17 protein-coding genes and 2 pseudogenes are annotated in these 16,084 nt (G+C 54.0%); 12 read left to right on the top strand and 7 right to left on the bottom strand.

Going from position 1 to position 16,084, the window contains the following annotated elements; translation table 11 throughout:
* Positions 1-164: 164 nt before the first annotated feature.
* The 4 genes from AC2FHW_RS19620 to AC2FHW_RS19605 all read right to left on the bottom strand — a co-directional run bounded on the left by AC2FHW_RS19620 (position 165) and on the right by AC2FHW_RS19605 (position 3,486).
* Complete coding sequence (locus AC2FHW_RS19620) at positions 165-788, bottom strand: class I SAM-dependent methyltransferase (protein WP_496679830.1); 624 nt, start codon at positions 786-788, stop codon at positions 165-167.
* A 9-nt stretch (positions 789-797) separates the two neighbouring features.
* Positions 798-1,544 carry a CDP-diacylglycerol--serine O-phosphatidyltransferase gene (gene pssA / locus AC2FHW_RS19615; protein WP_496679824.1) on the bottom strand — a complete coding sequence of 249 codons (747 nt, stop codon included), beginning with the start codon at positions 1,542-1,544 and terminating at the stop codon, positions 798-800.
* A 12-nt stretch (positions 1,545-1,556) separates the two neighbouring features.
* Positions 1,557-2,231, bottom strand: coding sequence for a phosphatidylserine decarboxylase (locus tag AC2FHW_RS19610; protein WP_271952715.1), 675 nt, complete (start codon positions 2,229-2,231; stop codon positions 1,557-1,559).
* A 424-nt stretch (positions 2,232-2,655) separates the two neighbouring features.
* A complete protein-coding gene (locus tag AC2FHW_RS19605; protein ID WP_271952716.1) occupies positions 2,656-3,486 on the bottom strand; it encodes an IS5 family transposase in 831 nt (276 codons plus the stop codon).
* 198 nt (positions 3,487-3,684) lie between these two features.
* On the opposite strand from AC2FHW_RS19605, the gene AC2FHW_RS19600 reads away from it, so the two are divergent.
* From AC2FHW_RS19600 to AC2FHW_RS19580, 5 genes are read left to right on the top strand one after another with little or no spacing between them, the layout of a single operon-like run.
* Entirely contained in the window at positions 3,685-4,305 is a 621-nt protein-coding gene (locus AC2FHW_RS19600; protein WP_271952718.1) for a glutathione S-transferase family protein, read from the top strand.
* A gap of 33 nt (positions 4,306-4,338) precedes the next feature.
* Complete coding sequence (locus tag AC2FHW_RS19595; protein WP_271952720.1) at positions 4,339-5,007, top strand: cupin domain-containing protein; 669 nt, start codon at positions 4,339-4,341, stop codon at positions 5,005-5,007.
* On the top strand, positions 5,007-5,690 hold the full coding sequence (locus AC2FHW_RS19590; RefSeq protein WP_271952722.1) for an SDR family NAD(P)-dependent oxidoreductase: 684 nt from the start codon (positions 5,007-5,009) through the stop codon (positions 5,688-5,690). Before AC2FHW_RS19595 ends, AC2FHW_RS19590 begins: the two co-directional genes overlap by 1 nt.
* A 3-nt stretch (positions 5,691-5,693) precedes the next feature.
* Complete coding sequence (locus AC2FHW_RS19585) at positions 5,694-6,752, top strand: flavin monoamine oxidase family protein (RefSeq protein ID WP_281973963.1); 1,059 nt, start codon at positions 5,694-5,696, stop codon at positions 6,750-6,752.
* 3 nt (positions 6,753-6,755) lie between these two features.
* Positions 6,756-7,325 carry a TetR/AcrR family transcriptional regulator gene (locus tag AC2FHW_RS19580; RefSeq protein WP_281973964.1) on the top strand — a complete coding sequence of 190 codons (570 nt, stop codon included), beginning with the start codon at positions 6,756-6,758 and terminating at the stop codon, positions 7,323-7,325.
* A gap of 295 nt (positions 7,326-7,620) precedes the next feature.
* On the opposite strand, the pseudogene AC2FHW_RS19575 reads toward AC2FHW_RS19580, so the two are convergent.
* Together AC2FHW_RS19575 and AC2FHW_RS19570 are read right to left on the bottom strand one after the other, a co-directional pair.
* Positions 7,621-8,408 (bottom strand): annotated as a pseudogene (locus AC2FHW_RS19575) (IS5 family transposase).
* A gap of 120 nt (positions 8,409-8,528) precedes the next feature.
* Positions 8,529-9,209, bottom strand: coding sequence for a GntR family transcriptional regulator (locus AC2FHW_RS19570; protein ID WP_271952726.1), 681 nt, complete (start codon positions 9,207-9,209; stop codon positions 8,529-8,531).
* Positions 9,210-9,550: 341 nt separating this feature from the next.
* Between AC2FHW_RS19570 and AC2FHW_RS19565 the strand changes: the two genes are divergently transcribed.
* The 7 genes from AC2FHW_RS19565 to uxuA all read left to right on the top strand — a co-directional run bounded on the left by AC2FHW_RS19565 (position 9,551) and on the right by uxuA (position 15,792).
* Positions 9,551-10,534 carry a TRAP transporter substrate-binding protein gene (locus AC2FHW_RS19565; protein WP_496701379.1) on the top strand — a complete coding sequence of 328 codons (984 nt, stop codon included), beginning with the start codon at positions 9,551-9,553 and terminating at the stop codon, positions 10,532-10,534.
* A 93-nt stretch (positions 10,535-10,627) separates the two neighbouring features.
* Entirely contained in the window at positions 10,628-11,122 is a 495-nt protein-coding gene (locus AC2FHW_RS19560; RefSeq protein ID WP_496701377.1) for a TRAP transporter small permease, read from the top strand.
* Positions 11,119-12,429: a TRAP transporter large permease gene (locus tag AC2FHW_RS19555; RefSeq protein ID WP_271952730.1), complete on the top strand. Its 1,311-nt coding sequence runs from the start codon at positions 11,119-11,121 to the stop codon at positions 12,427-12,429. Before AC2FHW_RS19560 ends, AC2FHW_RS19555 begins: the two co-directional genes overlap by 4 nt.
* A gap of 96 nt (positions 12,430-12,525) precedes the next feature.
* Positions 12,526-13,269 carry an SDR family NAD(P)-dependent oxidoreductase gene (locus AC2FHW_RS19550; protein ID WP_496822492.1) on the top strand — a complete coding sequence of 248 codons (744 nt, stop codon included), beginning with the start codon at positions 12,526-12,528 and terminating at the stop codon, positions 13,267-13,269.
* A gap of 18 nt (positions 13,270-13,287) precedes the next feature.
* Positions 13,288-13,599, top strand: a complete 312-nt coding sequence (locus tag AC2FHW_RS19545; protein ID WP_281973965.1) for a cupin domain-containing protein — start codon at positions 13,288-13,290, stop codon at positions 13,597-13,599.
* 5 nt (positions 13,600-13,604) lie between these two features.
* Positions 13,605-14,525, top strand: coding sequence for a sugar kinase (locus AC2FHW_RS19540; RefSeq protein WP_281973966.1), 921 nt, complete (start codon positions 13,605-13,607; stop codon positions 14,523-14,525).
* Between the two features lie 31 nt (positions 14,526-14,556).
* On the top strand, positions 14,557-15,792 hold the full coding sequence (gene uxuA, locus AC2FHW_RS19535) for a mannonate dehydratase (protein WP_142640364.1): 1,236 nt from the start codon (positions 14,557-14,559) through the stop codon (positions 15,790-15,792).
* Between the two features lie 204 nt (positions 15,793-15,996).
* Here the strand turns inward: uxuA and AC2FHW_RS19530 are convergent.
* A pseudogene (locus AC2FHW_RS19530) lies at positions 15,997-16,084 on the bottom strand (IS5/IS1182 family transposase); the annotation flags it as partial.

The following is a 16,084-nucleotide window of genomic DNA, read 5'->3' as shown; positions in this document are numbered from 1 at the left end:
TGCCGTAACTTCGAGACAATCTCTTCCGGCTTCGGTCTCTTGTTTGCCATTCTAGGTCCTCCGTTTCCTAAACATAACGGGGGACCAGTTCAGTTGGGGAGGCTCAGCGGCTGGTGTTGCTCAGTTTCCTGTTTGCAGTCGTACCAAGTTCTTTCACTGAACAGTTACGTGACAACTGATTTTTTCAGTACCAAAAATGTCATCATCCCCAGAGGTGGAAGGGTTCTTTGCTCCTCTACGGCAAGCGCATCCTCTTGCAGTACTGTTTCAATATCGAAATCAGAATGCCAGCCAATCGTATTTGCGACCGGAGCAATCGCGCGTTCCAAGGATGCGAGCAACCCCCGCTTTCGTTGGAAATGGTTGGTAATTACTACTTTTCCACCCGGTTTACAGACCCGCGCTATTTCCGCCATTACCCTTTCCGGTTCCGGTACGACGGATAGCACGTGCATTGCCGAAACCGTATCGAAATGGTTGTCGGGAAAATCAAGCGTGCGGGCATCCATTTGCCTCAGCTCGACAACATGGTCCAGCGATAGATCTTTTGCTTTGTCGCGCGCCTTTTGCAGCATGTCCTCACTGAAATCGATTCCGGTCACTTGCGTTTCGGGCCCGTAATGTTCCAGCGAAAGTCCGGTGCCGACGCCAACCTCCAAAACTTTGCCTGGACGTCTATTGATAAAATCAACCGCATGCTGCCGCCCGACATTGGTAACTGCCCCAAACGTCTTGTCGTAGATGGGGGCCCAGCGAGCATAGGAAGTTTGAACGGCTTTGATGTCCATATCGAGTCCTTAACGGTTAGAAGGTATTCCCCTGTCGAGCCACGCCCAGGCGACCGTGCCCACATATCCGAAACAAAGCACAATCAACGTAGCCCAGGCGAAAGTCAGCAATGCGGCCCCCGCAACAGCGACACCGATGAGATAAAACTTTGCGTTCTCGCGCGAGATTCGCGTCGTCTTGAATGACCAGGTCGGTATTTGGCTGATAAGCAGAAGACCTATGATCACCATATAAAGGCAAATCAATATACTGGGCAGCAAAGGGGCATCGGCGAAGGCGAAGGACAGATACATTGGCAACATGACAAGCAGCGCCCCTGCAGGGGCGGGGACTCCCTCGAAATAGGCCCCATCTTGATCGCAGGTTTCGGATTTGCCGCCCACATTGAACCGGGCAAGTCGCATGACGCAGCACACCGCAAAAAACAGAACCGCAATCCAAGCCGCACTGCGTATATCCTGTAAGGCCCAGAAATAAAGAACGAGCGGTGGGGCGACCCCGAAGTTCAAGAAATCTGCAAGTGAGTCCAGTTCGGCCCCCAGTTTGCTGTCACTGCTGAGAAGGCGCGCAATACGGCCATCCAGCCCATCCAGCACACAGGCGGCAATTATCAACTGGACAGCGAGCACGTAATTGCCCTGAACGCCAAATCTGATTGCCGACAGGCCCGCGCATATGGCCGTTATGGTCAACGCATTGGGCAACAAGTGGATCAGCGCAAACTCGGTCTCTTCCTGTTTGGATGGTTTTGCCACTGATCCAGTTACCTACTTTTCTTCAAGGGTGGGCAAACTGGCAAGGACGGTTTCGCCCGCAATCATCGTTTGCCCTACACGCACTTGTAGGACCACGCCATCAGGAAGATAAACATCCAGCCGAGACCCGAAGCGGATCAATCCAAATCGTTCGCCAGTTTGCATCGCTGCGCCTGGCTTCACGAAGCAGACGATCCGTCTGGCCACGAGGCCGGCAATCTGGACAACAGCCAGATCCTGACCGTTTTTCATACGAATGCGCAGGCTGTTGCGCTCATTATCAGCACTGGCCTTGTCCAGAGATGCGTTGAAAAACTTGCCGGGGCGATATGCAACAGCGGTAATCTCACCTTCAATTGGCGTGCGGTTCACATGACAGTTGAAGACACTCATGAACACACTGACACGGGTGAGAGGCGTGTTAGGCATCCCAAGCTCGTTCGGCGGCACCGCCGCTTCGATCAGCGAAACCACCCCGTCCGCTGGGCTGACGATCAACCCTTCTCCAGTGGGTGGCACGCGTTCCGGGTCGCGAAAGAAATAGTAGCACCAGATCGTGAGGCCGACACCAATCCAGCCCAGAATGTTAGACAGGAGAAACAGACCGACCGTAACGGCGGCAAAGATCGCGACAAACCGAATACCTTCCGGGTGCATCGGTTTGATGAACGTATCGCGCATGCGCATCGCAATCTTTCCCCTAGGTCAACTGATTGAACTTCATAAGTGGATTGGTAGGGAAGGCAAGTGGGACTATTGCGGTGGGCAAAGATTGATGGCGGGGTGTTACAATTTTATGGGTTCTACTGACAGCTTTTTGATGCCCAGGTATCGGCGGTTGGACTAGGCGCCAGATTTCCGTTGTGGCATTCCACGACCGTGTTGCATGGATCAGGTTTGAGACGAATTTGCCCCTTACCCCATCACGTTAGAAGACGCGTTCGTACTCCGCACGATTGAGAGATGTCATGCGGTTGAGCGCTTTTGATGCAATTTTCGCTTCAGCTATTTGCCGGTCGAGATCACACCCTTGCAGGCGATCGCCGATAACTTGTTTCCATCTGCCGATCTAGGCTTCAACCCGTGATCGCTGGTTGTCTCCCGTCTCACTTTACCAGTTCATTCTGCCATGTTCAGCGACGGTATCGATGTGTTGATTGCGCCGTGCATTCTCGCCGCGAACCGCGTTTTTAGGTGGGGGTATAATGATCTCAATCCTGGATCCGAACTTGTCCAACAGACAGTCTGCAACACATTGGCCGTCATATGCTCCATCCGCCAGAAAGCGGTTCACATCAACATCCATGTCAGCTAGCAAATCTGGCAGTGCCGTTTCATTGCCCACGTGTTCGGTGGTCAATTCCGTTGCAGCGATATCACCGGTTTCCGGGCCAAGCCTGATGTGGAGCTTGCGCCATGTTTTGCGCGCCTTCCTGATGCCGTGTTTTTCTCCATGCCAGCCCTTGTCGCCACGCACTTTCAGGCCTGTGCTGTCCACAATGAGGGTGATTGGCTTATTTGCGTCTCGCCGGTTTAGGACAATCTTCATCCGCTTACCGCGTCGCGACAAGGTCGAGAAGTCCGGTACTACGAGGTCAATGCCCATAAGCCTGGCAATCGACCGCATGAAACTCTGAGTTTGTCTGAGCGGAAGTCGAAACACGACCCGCAGAGTGAGACTGATCTCGATTGCCAGATCTGAATAAAGCGATTGACCGCCGCGTGTCTTGCGGCGTGGCGAAGCCCAGTTCTTCACAACATCATCAGAAACCCAGATCGTCACATCACCTCGACGCCGGAGACTTTCGTCGTATTCCGAGCAGTTCGTAACACGATACGTAGCCTTGGGAAACTTGTTGCGACGGGCATTGTTGAATTTGTAGGGATGTATCGCCGCTTGCGTCAGAGTGAGCGGCGGCGATATCGCGGCTCGGCGATCCATGCAACAACATCATTTTGCGGGACTTTATTGTTATTCATTAGGACGACACAAATGACCGCTTCGAAGGAAGCTGGCATCAAATCCAGACGCTGCTAAACTTATCATCGTAACAACCTTGTTATCGCAACGACCAAAATACATCTTGCCCAAGATACCTACCTACTAGTAGATAGATGTCAGTTCACAAGGAGTGACGACATGAAAATCTATGATACTGAGGGATTCCCAAACCCCGCACGTGTGCGCATTGCGCTTGCTGAAAAAGGCGCAACAGACCAGGTCCAATTCGTTCCGGTTGACGTGTTGGGTGGCGAACATCGCACCGAGGCCTTTAAAGCCAAAAACCCCGATGCCGTTGTGCCATGCCTTGAGTTGGCGGACGGTACACATATTTCGCAGTGCAATGCGATTACAGAATATATCGACAACCATTTCGAAGGCCCGTCGCTGACCGGAGAGACACCAAAACAACGTGCGCAAATTTCGATGATGAACCTGCGTGCAGAAAATGGTCTGCTGAATGCTGTGGGAACCTACTTTCACCATGCCACACCAGGTCTTGGGCCAGACCTTGAGACCTATCAATGTGCTGAATGGGGCAACAAGCAAAAGCAAGTTGCTGGTCAGACAATGGCTTACTTGGATGAAGTTCTGGCTGACAATGAATATCTGGCTGGTTCTGAGTTTTCGGTTGCTGATATCACAGCGTTTGCCGGTCTTGCCTTTGCGGACTTTGCCAAGGTCGACATTCCAGAGACACTCTCCAATCTGACGGCATGGCGTGCAAAGGTCTCGGCACGGCCCAGCATCGCAGGTTAAGGACGCGATACCACTCAAGCCGAAAGGAAAAACATGGAACTGAACGCAGACTTTAAAACACGCGTGGTTGTTCATTCTGAACAGCTTGAGTGGAACGCTTCGCCTATGCCCGGTGTGGATCGGCGTATGTTGGACCGCATCGGCGGCGAAGTTGCCCGTGCCACGACGATTGTGCGCTATGCGCCGGGCAGCAAATTTTCGGAACACACCCATACAGGTGGCGAAGAATTCATCGTGCTTGATGGTGTATTTCAGGACGAACATGGCGACTTCCCCGAAGGGACATATGTGCGCAATCCTCCCACCACTGCACATACGCCGGGGTCAGAGCCGGGCTGCACGATCTTTGTAAAGCTGTGGCAGTTCGACATGGCCGACCGCAATCAGTTTCGCAAAACCATGGCCGAAGAACTGACCGATCCTGTGGATGGTGTCGCAACGGCTGAACTACACCGTGATGCGCGTGAAACAGTTACCTACAGCCACCTTGATGCAGGCGCGACACTGGAAAATACTGATGTGGGTGGGATCGAAATGCTGGTGATTGCCGGTTCCGTCACCGAAGGCAGCGATACGCTTGAAAAGGGAGCATGGCTGCGACTGCCGGAAGGCGATCAACTGTCTGCAACGGCTGGCCCTGATGGGGCAAAGCTGTGGATCAAGACGGGTCATTTGCCCCACGCCAAACCGCCTGCCGTCTGATGAGTGTTGAAAAACCTTTGGTCCTAGTGGCCGGCGCGGGGGCTGGCCTTGGTCAGTCCCTGTTGTCCCGTTTCACAAAAGATGGCTTTGCTGCCGTTGGCTTGGGACGCACGCAACCTGAAACGGTGATTGGCCAGTTCTTTGAGATGGACCTGACGGACGAGAGTGCCGTTCCCAGCATCCTGGCACAGGTTATCGCAGAACATGGCCCGCCCAAGGTTGTGATCCACAACACGAGCGAACTGATCATCGCGCCTTTCGCAGAAACCCGGCTTGCTGATTATCAACGCACGTGGGGATCGATGGTGCAGTCTGCCATTTTGCTTGCCCAATCGACACTGCAACCGATGGTCCGCGCTGGCGGTGGTACGTTCATTGTATCTGGCGCCACAGCGTCCTTGCGGGGTGGTACAAGATTCTCGGCCTTTGCCAGCGCAAAATTCGCCTTGCGCGGCCTGACGCAATCGCTTGCACGGGAGTATCAACCAGCAGGTGTTCATGTCTGCCACGCGATTCTGGACGGTATCATTGATACAGCGCGATCTCGGGACCTGCACAACCTTGATCCGGGCAAGATGATGAAGCCCGAGGACATCGCAGAGGCCTACTGTAGCCTCGCCCGCCAACCCAAATCCACATGGACGCACGAGCTAGATCTGCGCCCGGCATCCGAAGGGTTCTAGCGCATGCAAACGCTGATTGTCGGCGGCGGGTTGTCAGGACTTGTCTTAGCCGAACGTCTTGAGGCGCAAGGGCGCGACTATATGCTGATTGAGGCCCGCCCGCGGTTTGGCGGGCGAATCATGACGCAGCATCTGGAGGCAGGCTACTTTGACATGGGGCCTGCCTGGTTCTGGCCGGGCCAGCCACGTATTGCAGCTCTGATTGATCGGTTTGGTCTGACAAAGTTCGACCAATTCGCCGATGGCGCTCAGACCTTTGAGGATGAACATGGCAACGTGCAACGCGGGCAGGGTTTTTCATCAATGGAAGGGTCATGGCGGCTAAAGGGAGGGTTGGCTGCTCTGACAGACGCATTGGCCAACTGCCTGCCGGATCATCGCAAACAGCTAAACGCGCCGGTTGTTAAACTTGACATGTCCGGCGATCAATTCATTGCAACAACGGCAAAGGGCGAACAGATCTACACGGATCAAGCTGTCCTCGCTGTGCCCCCACGTGTTGCGGCCGAAATCGCATTTTCGCCCGCATTGTCTGCCGAAGCCACCCAAACCATGAAAGGCATCGCGACATGGATGGCAGGTCAGGCCAAGGCTGTTGCGGTGTACGACAAACCATTCTGGCGCAAACAAGGACTGTCCGGTGATGCAATGAGCCGGAAAGGACCGATGGTCGAAATCCATGATGCATCCCCCCCTGAGGGCGGACCATACGCGCTCTTTGGCTTCATCGGTGTACCGCCCCAAGGTCGCGCGGACGAACAACTGCTGCGTCAGCACCTGCACGCTCAATTAACACGGTTGTTCGGGCCTGAAGCCGCCGAGCCCCAAAAGCTCTACTTGAAAGACTGGGCCATTGATCCCTACACTGCAACTGAGGCGGATAAGGCACCGCTATATGCCCATCCGACATACGGTCTACCGAAGGCGATGAGCAATCTGTGGAACGGAAAGCTGCATTTCGCAGGAACAGAGGTCGCCCCGGTTTTCGGCGGCTATATCGAAGGTGCTTTGGAAGCGGCAGAGAATGTCCTACACAGCCTAAACGACCAAAATCTTGGATAACACATGGCGACCGACACCAAGACAACTCTGCTCAATTCGGCTGAACGGGCCGCGCGCAGGCGTGGCTTTGATGGGTTCAGCTATGCCGACCTGGCCGCCGACGTCGGAATCACAAAGGCCAGCATTCACCATCATTTCGCCAGCAAGGCAGCTTTGGCCGTCGCGCTGATGCAGCGGTATTATTCAGATTTGGAAACCGCCTGTGGCGAGATTGATCAAGACCATCCAACAGGGGCGACGCGCTTGGCCGCTTTGATCAAGCGGTATCGTGGCGCACTTGAAGGTGGTCAAAGCTTGTGCCTGTGCGTGTCTTTTTCGACCAGTACAGAAAATCTATCAGCAGACACGATTGCCGAGATGAACCGTTTTCGCACAATGATGACCGAATGGCTTGCGAGGGCATTTTCACTGGGTCAGGGCGATGGAACGATCCTACATGTTGCCGATCCGGCAGCAGAAGCCGCCGCAACACTGCCTTTGCTCGAGGGCGCACAACTGGCAGCCCGAGTGGCACAGGACCCGCAAAGGTTTGAAGCGGCAGTCCAGATTTTGTCCAAGCGATTGGTTCAATAAACCAATGCGCAACCCTTCGTCCTGACACTGGCTTTTGTCCGTTAGGACTTGAGCACGTTCAAAAACAGACATTGCTGCGCTCTGCAGCATTGGTCGTTTTGGGCCATGAACGGACCTCAGATGCGATACGGCATCGGTTGTCCGCCTGCCCTACACAGATTGTGGACGGCCCGTTGCTACCATTGCCCGAGGATTAGCGATGCTGCAGCGAGGCCCGTCGGAGGAGATGAGGTGGATGGCTCCTGCTCCACCGGCATCGCAATGCGCAACAATGCAGTTGTTATCGACTGCTAGGTCATGTTGACAAATAGCGGATCCAGAGGCGGATTGAAGTGATATCCACGCAGCCGAGAAAGCTTTCGGCTGTCTTATCTTAGCGGGTAGCCACCCGCCGAGCATTCATAAGTTTGTTGAAACATCTCTCGACCAGGTTTCTTAGCCGGTAGAGAGGCCAATCCAACCCAACGCGCCTCTTTCGGGACTTTCGCATTGGGATCACCGGTCGAATGCTTCGGCTGTGCAGTTCGGTGCGAATACGGTCGGCATCGTAACGTTTGTCGGCCAGCAGCACGACTGGCTCCGGCAGGTTGTCGTCCATAACCCGATCAAATCCAAGATAGTCCGATGTCTGGCCGGGTGTGATGTCAATTCTCATCGGCAGCCCAGCGGCATTTACCCGGAGGTGGATCTTGGTTGTGAAGCCGCCTTTTGAGCGGCCAAAACCTTGTTGCGGAGTCCCCCTTTTGCGCCCGCTGCTTGATGATGGGCACGAACCACTGTACTGTCGACCATTTGAAGAGCGTCAGGAACGATCCTGCTCTCGGTCAAGGTTTCCAAAATCTTTTCCCAGAGTCCCGTGAGGGTCCAGCGTCGGAACTGTCGGTAGACACTCGACCACTTCCCAAACTCGTCAGGCAAGTCTCGCCATGGGGCACCAGTACGTGCAATCCAGAAAACGCCATCAAGAACAAGGCGGTGATTGGTAGGTCTGCGCCCATTCGGGGCACGGACCGAAAGGATGAACCGTTCAAAGAACGCCCACTCCTCGTCCGGCATTAGATTTCGTGCCAAGCTGGCCTCCATCGCAGATACCGGCTTGAATAACGATCAGAGGTCGTTGTGAATCCCTTTTGTCAACACGACCTAATATGTATGAATTTAGACTAGGGCGATGAGGCGAAAAGCCATCCGATATCTAGCTACCTATTCATCAAAGTATGCGTTATGCGTTGTGTAGATTGCCTGAATGGTTGGCGTCAAACGGTCAAGATGCGTACGAAGAACTTGATCCGCCGCCCACGCATCCCCGCTGAACAGGGCCTTTAAAAGAGATTGATGATCCAGATACAAATCATCCATTGCTTCTTTGCTGGTTAACGCCAGCATGCAAAGGCGGTCAACCTGTGCTTTGTTTTCGGCGATGATTTCAAACGCAAACGCCTGTTTGGCCGAGGCGCAAAGCAGTTTGTGAAACTGGTAGTCCAGATCATGGAACAAATTGACATCTTCTGCTGAGATTGCATCCGCCTGTTCACGAAGGTTAGCTTTTAATGCCGCGTCTACCGACTTGTCGCGATCTGACACGGCAGTGCGGATGACCTCCAATTCGACTGCGGCACGCACAAAGCGGGCATTCGCGATGAGCTGGCGTGAGAACGGTCGAACAACTGTCGCGCGTTGTGGCCGCACCAAAAGGAGATTGAGGTTGGAAAGTCGCGTGAAAGCCTCGCGCACAGGCTGGCGTGAAAACCCGAATGATTTCGCAACATCCGTTTCGGATATCTTTGTCCCTGGAAGCAGCTCCAGACGGGTGATTTGTCCAAACAGTTCGTCAAAGACGACATCGCTACTTGTCGTACGTTCAAGGGTTCCCAAAGCTGCCATTTTTTGTTTTCCAACCTCTGTTTGGCGACATTGTGGCAGATCAGAGAGAGAATTAATAGAGCAAATTAGGATACTAGGTTACATTATATTCATTGTTATAAAAGGAAAATATCACATATCGAAAGAGCATCTAGAAAATTTATGTTGACTAGTATCCCAGTTATCGTGTTGGGTGTGCCCATCAACGAGGGCGGAGCAAGTGTGCTAGCTGGGAGGAAATCAGATCATCCAAATTGGGGTGAAGGCTGATCTGGCGTGACCACTTGTAAGGTTTCGAACACGATCGCCGGTCAAAGACGACTGGAAGAAAACAAGACCTGAACCTGATCTGGGAGGATAGAATGTTCAATTTTTCACTAAAGACGTTGGCTGTGACGGCTGTTTTGTTGGGAGGGGTTTCGACCGCGCAAGCTGATGTCACACTGCGCGGGGCAAGCATGTTTGATGAAGAACATGCATTCACTAAGACCTTGCGCGAGTTTGAACGACTGGTCGCAGAGAAATATGATGGCGAGGTCGAATTTGATCTGCGCCTGAACGGTGAGCTTGGGGTTGAATCCGATTACGTCACCTACCTCAACCAAGGTGTCGCCGTAGATTATACGATCCTTGCCCCGTCCAACATGGCGGTGTTTTCAGAGTCCATTCCTTTGATGGATATGCCTTTCCTGTTCCGTGATCTTGAACACTGGGATGCGGTGCTTTCATCGGATGCGCTGAAACCTCTTGAGGATGATCTGCGCGAAGCCGCTGGCATTGTGATTGTTGGGTATCATGGCGGCGGTGTGCGGAACCTGGCCTCAGCCGAGCCCATCACAAACATGGATGAACTTGCCGGACACCGCATGCGCGTCATGGGGGCCCCAATTCAGGCGCAGACTTTCTCAGCTGTTGGCGCGGCACCATCTGCCATTGCCTACAACGAAGTCTATAACGCAATCCAAACAGGCGTTATTGCCGGGTTCGAAAACGAAGCAGCCTCGATCCAGAACCTGAAGTTCTACGAAGTCGCGCCGCATGTCTCATTGACCCAGCACACGATCACTGTGCGCCCAATTGTGATGTCAGCAAAAATCTTCGATGAACTGCCTGCTGAGTTGCAAGCCGCTATCATGGATGCCGGCACCGAGGCCGGTGCTTTTGGCCGCGCGTTGGAGAGCGGTCAGGACGGCGAAAAACTTCAGGCAATGATCGACGCAGGTCAGATCGAAGTGCATGAGTTCGAGGGTCGCGAGAAAATGCTGGAACTGGTTCAGCCAGTGCAGGACGCCTATGCCGAAGAGCTGGGCGCGACAGAACTGCTCAACAACGTTCGCGGAATGTGATCTCCCAGCTGACGGGCGAGTAAGTAATCAAACTCGCCCGTTGGCATAAATCCCGATGCGCTTGGCGCGTCACATTGCGATGTAGGGTGGAACATGCTTGGAAAATATCTGGATAGGTTCTGCACTGGGCTTCGTATATTGCTTGGCGTGATGATGGGGGCATTGGCGATACCGGTCGCGATGCAAGTTGTCTCTCGCTACACCGGTTTGATCCCAACTTATCTTTGGACTGAAGAGCTGGCGACGTTCCTGTTCGTCTGGATTGTGATGATCGGGTCTATTGTCGCTGTTTGGGACGGCACGCATTTTGACGTGCGGATCACCCGGGATGCGACTGGCTCACTCCCGCGGCTCCTCCAAGACGGTGTTGTGCATGTTGCCATCATGATTTTTGGGGGCTTCTTCCTATTTTACGGCATCGAGTACACCGAATTTGGGGGCAACCAACGATCTGTAATGATGCGTGCAAACCTCGCGATCACGCACGTATCGGTCCCGATTGCTGGAGGGTTTTGGTTTCTCCTGTCAGGCTACCGGTTGTCCGAAACCATCGCGAAATATCTAAACCGAGAGAGCAGCCAGACATGATCCTCGATACTGCAACTGCCGCCACGATGCTTATTGCTGGCTTTCTGGTGCTGATTTTCATCCGCATCCCAGTGGCATTCGCATTGGGTTTGGCGACCCTCCCGGTTGTGTTGCTTGAGCTGCGGCTGACCCCGTTCATCGTGCTGGATCGGATGTTCCAATCCTATAACTCCTTCATCTTATTGGCCGTTCCATTCTTTCTACTGGCGGCCAACCTGATGAATTCCGGCAAAGTAACCGACCGGCTGATCGAACTGGCCCGTGTGCTAACCGGCTGGATGCCCGGCGGATTGGGTCATGTAAATGTCGCTGTGTCGATGCTGTTCGCTGGTATCTCCGGATCTTCCACAGCAGATGCTGCGGGTATCGGAAAAATCCTGATCCCAGCCATGCAGAAAGAGGGGTACGACACGCGGTTTGCCGTTGCTATCACGGCCTGCTCTTCGGTGATGGGGGTCATCATCCCGCCGTCGATTTTGATGATCGTTTGGGGCGGTGTCATGCAGGTCTCTGTCGGCGCATTGTTTTTGGGCGGCGCGATTCCAGGCCTGATGATTGGCCTCGCCTTGATGGCTACGGTCTATGGTTTCGCAAAAGCCCGCAATTACCCGGTGACGGCGACGCCGAACTGGGGTGAGTTCTGGGCCGCTTGGAAAGGCGCCGCACTGGCCCTTTTGACACCGGTCTTTGTGATTGGCGGTATTGTAGGTGGTCTTGTCACACCAACTGAAAGTGCAATCATAGCGGCGGGTTATGCGCTGATCTTGGGCATGTTTGTCTATCGGACGGTCACTGTCAGAGATTTGGGTACGATCCTCTATGACACCGCACGATTTGCAGCCATCTCTCTGTTTGCGATCGGCACCGCCTCGGCATTCGGATGGCTACTGTCGTTCTACGATGCGCCGCGCCTGATTGTCAGTGTTCTGACTGCTTGGGAGTTCGGGGCATTTGGAACGGCTATCTTGATTGCCCTGCTGTTTCTTCTCTTTGGCCTGTTCATCGATGCAATCCCGACAATCATCATTCTTGGCACGGTTCTGATGCCCGTGGCGCAGGCGGGTGGGGTTGATCCGATCGCCTTCGCTATCATCGGCATTGTCTCGCTTGCCTTCGGGCTGGTGACACCGCCATACGGCTTGTGTTTGCTCATCTCTGCAGCGATCGGTGGCCTGAATGTTGTGCAAGTCCTGCGTGAGGTCGTGCTTATCCTTGCCCCAATGCTGGTCATCCTCATTCTGTTGGCGGCATTCCCCGAAATCATTCTGTGGCTCCCAAAGGCAGTTATGCCGGGGGCGTTCCGATAATGGCGTCTCAACTTGCGCTGTGAGCGCTCTGAGAGGGCCGCCAACTGAAACCCGTGACACAAGCGAAGCTGGCGCTTTGTAATAGGAAGGACCGACATGAAACTTGCAGGTAAAACCGCCATTGTAACCGGAGGAGGCCGTGATATTGGCCGCGCGGTTGCGGTCAAACTCGCCTCTGAAGGCGCAAATGTTGCGATCAACTATTTTTCCAGCTCAAACGGCGCGGATGAAGCTGTTGCCGCAATCGAAGCCAACGGCAGTAAGGCGATTGCCGTGCAGGGCGACCTGAACAAGAAGGCGGATGTTGACGCGCTTGTGTATCGCACGGTCGAAACCTTTGGCGGCGTCGATATTCTGGTCAATAATGCAGGCGGTCTGATCGCCCGCAAAACCATTGCGGAAATGTCTGTTGAACATTGGGACGCCGTGATGAGCCTGAATCTGACCAGCACATTCCTGATGACGCAGGCTTGCCTGTCCAGGATGACGTCTGGAACTATCGTCAATCTCGCCAGTCAGGCCGGGCGCGATGGTGGTGGACCGGGTGCCGTCGCCTATGCCACAGCCAAGGGCGCGGTCATGACCATGACACGCGGTTTGGCAAAAGAGGTCGGCCCCGACATTCGTGTGAATGCACTTTGTCCTGGCATGATCGATACCGATTTTCACAATGTTCATACACCTGATGCTGGTCGACGCGGCTTTGAAGCCAACGCACCGCTAAAGCGTCAGGGTCATGTTGATGACGCTGCAAATCTCGTTTTATTTCTGGCCTGCGAGGACAGTGCCTTCATCACGGGCGCAAACATTGATCTCAACGGTGGCATGCTGTTTTCCTAACAAGCAAGGAGAGAACCTGTGCCCAATTTCCCGATCGTCTCTACAGGTGAACATGTCACGCGGCAGGTGCTATCTGATCATCCTGACCTCATGGTTGTTGCCTTCCGGTTTTACGCGACCGGGGCGATTGGTGCCCTACACAGCCATCCGCATGTGCAGGCGACCTATGTCGAAAGCGGTCGATTTCGGTTTACGTTGGGTGAGCACGAACAAGAGTTTGGCCCCGGTGAAAGTTTTGTCATCCCGCCCGGCCAAACCCATGGCTGCACATGCCTGGAACCTGGGACATTGGTCGACAGTTTCACGCCCCGCCGCGATGATTTTCTGTAACTGATATGCGTGTACTGGCAATCGGCGAATGCATGGCAGAACTTGCCCCATCTGAACGGGTTGGTGAATTCAAGCTTGGTTTTGCGGGCGATACCTTCAATACAGCATGGTATCTTGCACAAATCGCCGCAGATATCGACGTCAACTATCTGACGGCTGTCGGAGATGATGCGATTTCGCAGGATCTGCGGGCGTTCATGAAAGACAGCAGGATATCCGACACGCACGTCCAAGTCATTGCGGGCAAAACGATTGGGCTATATCTCATCCATCTCAGCAATGGTGAGCGCAGTTTTTCATACTGGCGCAGCGACTCTGCCGCCAGGCAACTTGCGGTCGACGAGATTGCACTCGGGCGGGCAGTTAAGGGCGCAGACTTAATCTACTTTTCTGGAATAACCCTCGCTATTCTCGATCCACAATCACGCGAAATTCTGTTAATTGCGTTGCGTCGTGCACGTGCATCCGGAACGACTGTTGCCTTTGATACAAATCTAAGACCACAGCTTTGGTCTACGCCGCAGGAAATGACAGACACAGTTATGAAAGCTGCTGCGCAATCCGATATCGTTCTGCCATCTTATGATGACGAAGCCGTATGGTTCGGGGACGGCGATTCAATTGCGACGTTGGATCGGTATGCAAAGGCTGGTGTCGATCAGATTGTCGTCAAGAACAGCGCGCAGCCTGTGGTTTTTCAAAAAGCAGGTCAACGTGGAGAGGTAGGCGTTGATCCAGCGAGGGGCATTGTCGATACCACTGCGGCAGGGGACAGTTTCAATGCAGGTGTCTTGGTAAGCGTTGTTAGGCAGGATGATTTGGCAACAGGCATACGCAAGGGGTGTCGTCTGGCAGGCCATGTCGTCCGTCACAAAGGCGCACTCGTCCCGGTTAACTTAGATCTTGGTAAGGATGAGACGGGTTAGTGATACGTCTTGATCAAGGAGTAGCAAGATCATGAAACAGACTTGGCGCTGGTTTGGTCCTTCTGATGCGATCTCCATTGGTGAAATCAGGCAAACCGGTGCAACCGGCATCGTCTCAGCCTTGCACCATGTTCCAACAGGAGAGGTTTGGCCAGTCGAGCACATCAAAGAGCGGCAGCAACAGATTGAGCAGCCCGGAGGCGTTCCATCTGGATTGACCTGGGACGTTGTTGAAAGCGTTCCGGTGTCCGAAGCGATCAAATCGCAAACCGGCCCGGTAAGGCAACACCTTGAAATGTACAAGGAAAGCCTACGTAATTTGGCCGAATGTGGCATTCACACAGTCTGCTACAACTTCATGCCAGTGCTGGATTGGACGCGCACAGACCTGAGCCATCCGCTGCCACATGGTGGGCACGCAATGCGGTTTGATCTCTTGGATTTTGTCATGTTCGATTGTTTCATCCTATGCAGGCAACGCGCGGAGCAAGATTATTCAGCGGTGATCATAGAAGCCGCACGGGCCCGGTTTGCAGATCTGGGCGATGGAGATCGCCTGAAACTGTCGAACAATATCGTCGCTGGTTTGCCGGGGGCGAACGACAATTGGTCTCTTGAGGACGTGAAACGAAACCTCGAGGCATATGTTGGCGTGACGCCCGAAACCCTCCGCTCCAACCTGGTTGATTTCCTTTCCGAGGTTGTTCCAACGGCCGAAGACCTCGGCGTCCGGCTCTGTTGCCATCCAGATGACCCACCTTTTCCACTGCTTGGGCTTCCACGGGTCATGTCGTCGCAAAGTGATTACGCGACCGTGTTGGATGCCGTTGACAGCCCGGCAAACGGAGCAACGCTATGCACCGGGTCATTGGGTGTTGCCGAAGACTTCGACCCAGTATCCTTCATTGCTCAGCACGGCCATCGGATCCACTTTGTACATCTTCGCAATACCGTGCGGGACGGTTCAAGCGACCGCAATCGCCATAGTTTTTCCGAGTCCGAACATTTGGCCGGAGACACAGATATGGTTGCAACAATTCGCGCCTTGATGGTCGAAGAAACGCGGCGCCGCAATCAGGGGCGATCAGATTATGAGATTCCCATGCGCCCGGACCATGGCCACGCTTTGCTGAACGATCTCACTCGTCCTTCCCAGCCCGGCTACCCGCTCATAGGCAGAATGCGCGGCCTCGCCGAACTGCGCGGTGTTATGCACGGTTGCACTTTGATTTCACCTGGGTCCGATGCCAATATTCGAGGCATTTAAGCGAGCGTCTGCTCCTCCGGACAGATCAGACCTTTTGCCGGGCTTGATGATATCAGTATGTGAACAGAAGACGACAGTAACCTGTCGGCAGAAGTCCGCTGTGTGCGCGCTTTGGGTCTTGAGCGGTTGAAAATGCTGCGCTTTGCATGAAGGTCCGGTTCGAGGAAACCGGTTGGTCGAACTGTTGGCGCCTAGGGTCAGGACTCATAGCCAACAGATGACGAGAGCTGCGATGGCGATTGCTGAGAGGAAGACCTTCGGGCACCTGTCGTAACGGGTTGCCACACGGCGC

It is taken from the genome of Ruegeria sp. YTSA108 (assembly GCF_059610185.1).
The sequence above is the reverse complement of the archived record's forward strand: the minus strand, read 5'-3'. Positions and strand labels throughout refer to the sequence as shown.

What these genes read in the sequence shown, in the direction of transcription:
- AC2FHW_RS19620 (WP_496679830.1), bottom strand. Translation starts at nt 788, where the DNA reads ATGGACATCAAAGCCGTTCAAACTTCCTATGCTCGCTGGGCCCCCATC.
- AC2FHW_RS19610 (WP_271952715.1), bottom strand. Translation starts at nt 2,231, where the DNA reads ATGCGCATGCGCGATACGTTCATCAAACCGATGCACCCGGAAGGTATT.
- AC2FHW_RS19605 (WP_271952716.1), bottom strand. Translation starts at nt 3,486, where the DNA reads ATGGATCGCCGAGCCGCGATATCGCCGCCGCTCACTCTGACGCAAGCG.
- AC2FHW_RS19600 (WP_271952718.1), top strand. Translation starts at nt 3,685, where the DNA reads ATGAAAATCTATGATACTGAGGGATTCCCAAACCCCGCACGTGTGCGC.
- AC2FHW_RS19595 (WP_271952720.1), top strand. Translation starts at nt 4,339, where the DNA reads ATGGAACTGAACGCAGACTTTAAAACACGCGTGGTTGTTCATTCTGAA.
- AC2FHW_RS19590 (WP_271952722.1), top strand. Translation starts at nt 5,007, where the DNA reads ATGAGTGTTGAAAAACCTTTGGTCCTAGTGGCCGGCGCGGGGGCTGGC.
- AC2FHW_RS19585 (WP_281973963.1), top strand. Translation starts at nt 5,694, where the DNA reads ATGCAAACGCTGATTGTCGGCGGCGGGTTGTCAGGACTTGTCTTAGCC.
- AC2FHW_RS19580 (WP_281973964.1), top strand. Translation starts at nt 6,756, where the DNA reads ATGGCGACCGACACCAAGACAACTCTGCTCAATTCGGCTGAACGGGCC.
- AC2FHW_RS19570 (WP_271952726.1), bottom strand. Translation starts at nt 9,209, where the DNA reads ATGGCAGCTTTGGGAACCCTTGAACGTACGACAAGTAGCGATGTCGTC.
- AC2FHW_RS19565 (WP_496701379.1), top strand. Translation starts at nt 9,551, where the DNA reads ATGTTCAATTTTTCACTAAAGACGTTGGCTGTGACGGCTGTTTTGTTG.
- AC2FHW_RS19560 (WP_496701377.1), top strand. Translation starts at nt 10,628, where the DNA reads ATGCTTGGAAAATATCTGGATAGGTTCTGCACTGGGCTTCGTATATTG.
- AC2FHW_RS19555 (WP_271952730.1), top strand. Translation starts at nt 11,119, where the DNA reads ATGATCCTCGATACTGCAACTGCCGCCACGATGCTTATTGCTGGCTTT.
- AC2FHW_RS19550 (WP_496822492.1), top strand. Translation starts at nt 12,526, where the DNA reads ATGAAACTTGCAGGTAAAACCGCCATTGTAACCGGAGGAGGCCGTGAT.
- AC2FHW_RS19540 (WP_281973966.1), top strand. Translation starts at nt 13,605, where the DNA reads ATGCGTGTACTGGCAATCGGCGAATGCATGGCAGAACTTGCCCCATCT.
- uxuA (WP_142640364.1), top strand. Translation starts at nt 14,557, where the DNA reads ATGAAACAGACTTGGCGCTGGTTTGGTCCTTCTGATGCGATCTCCATT.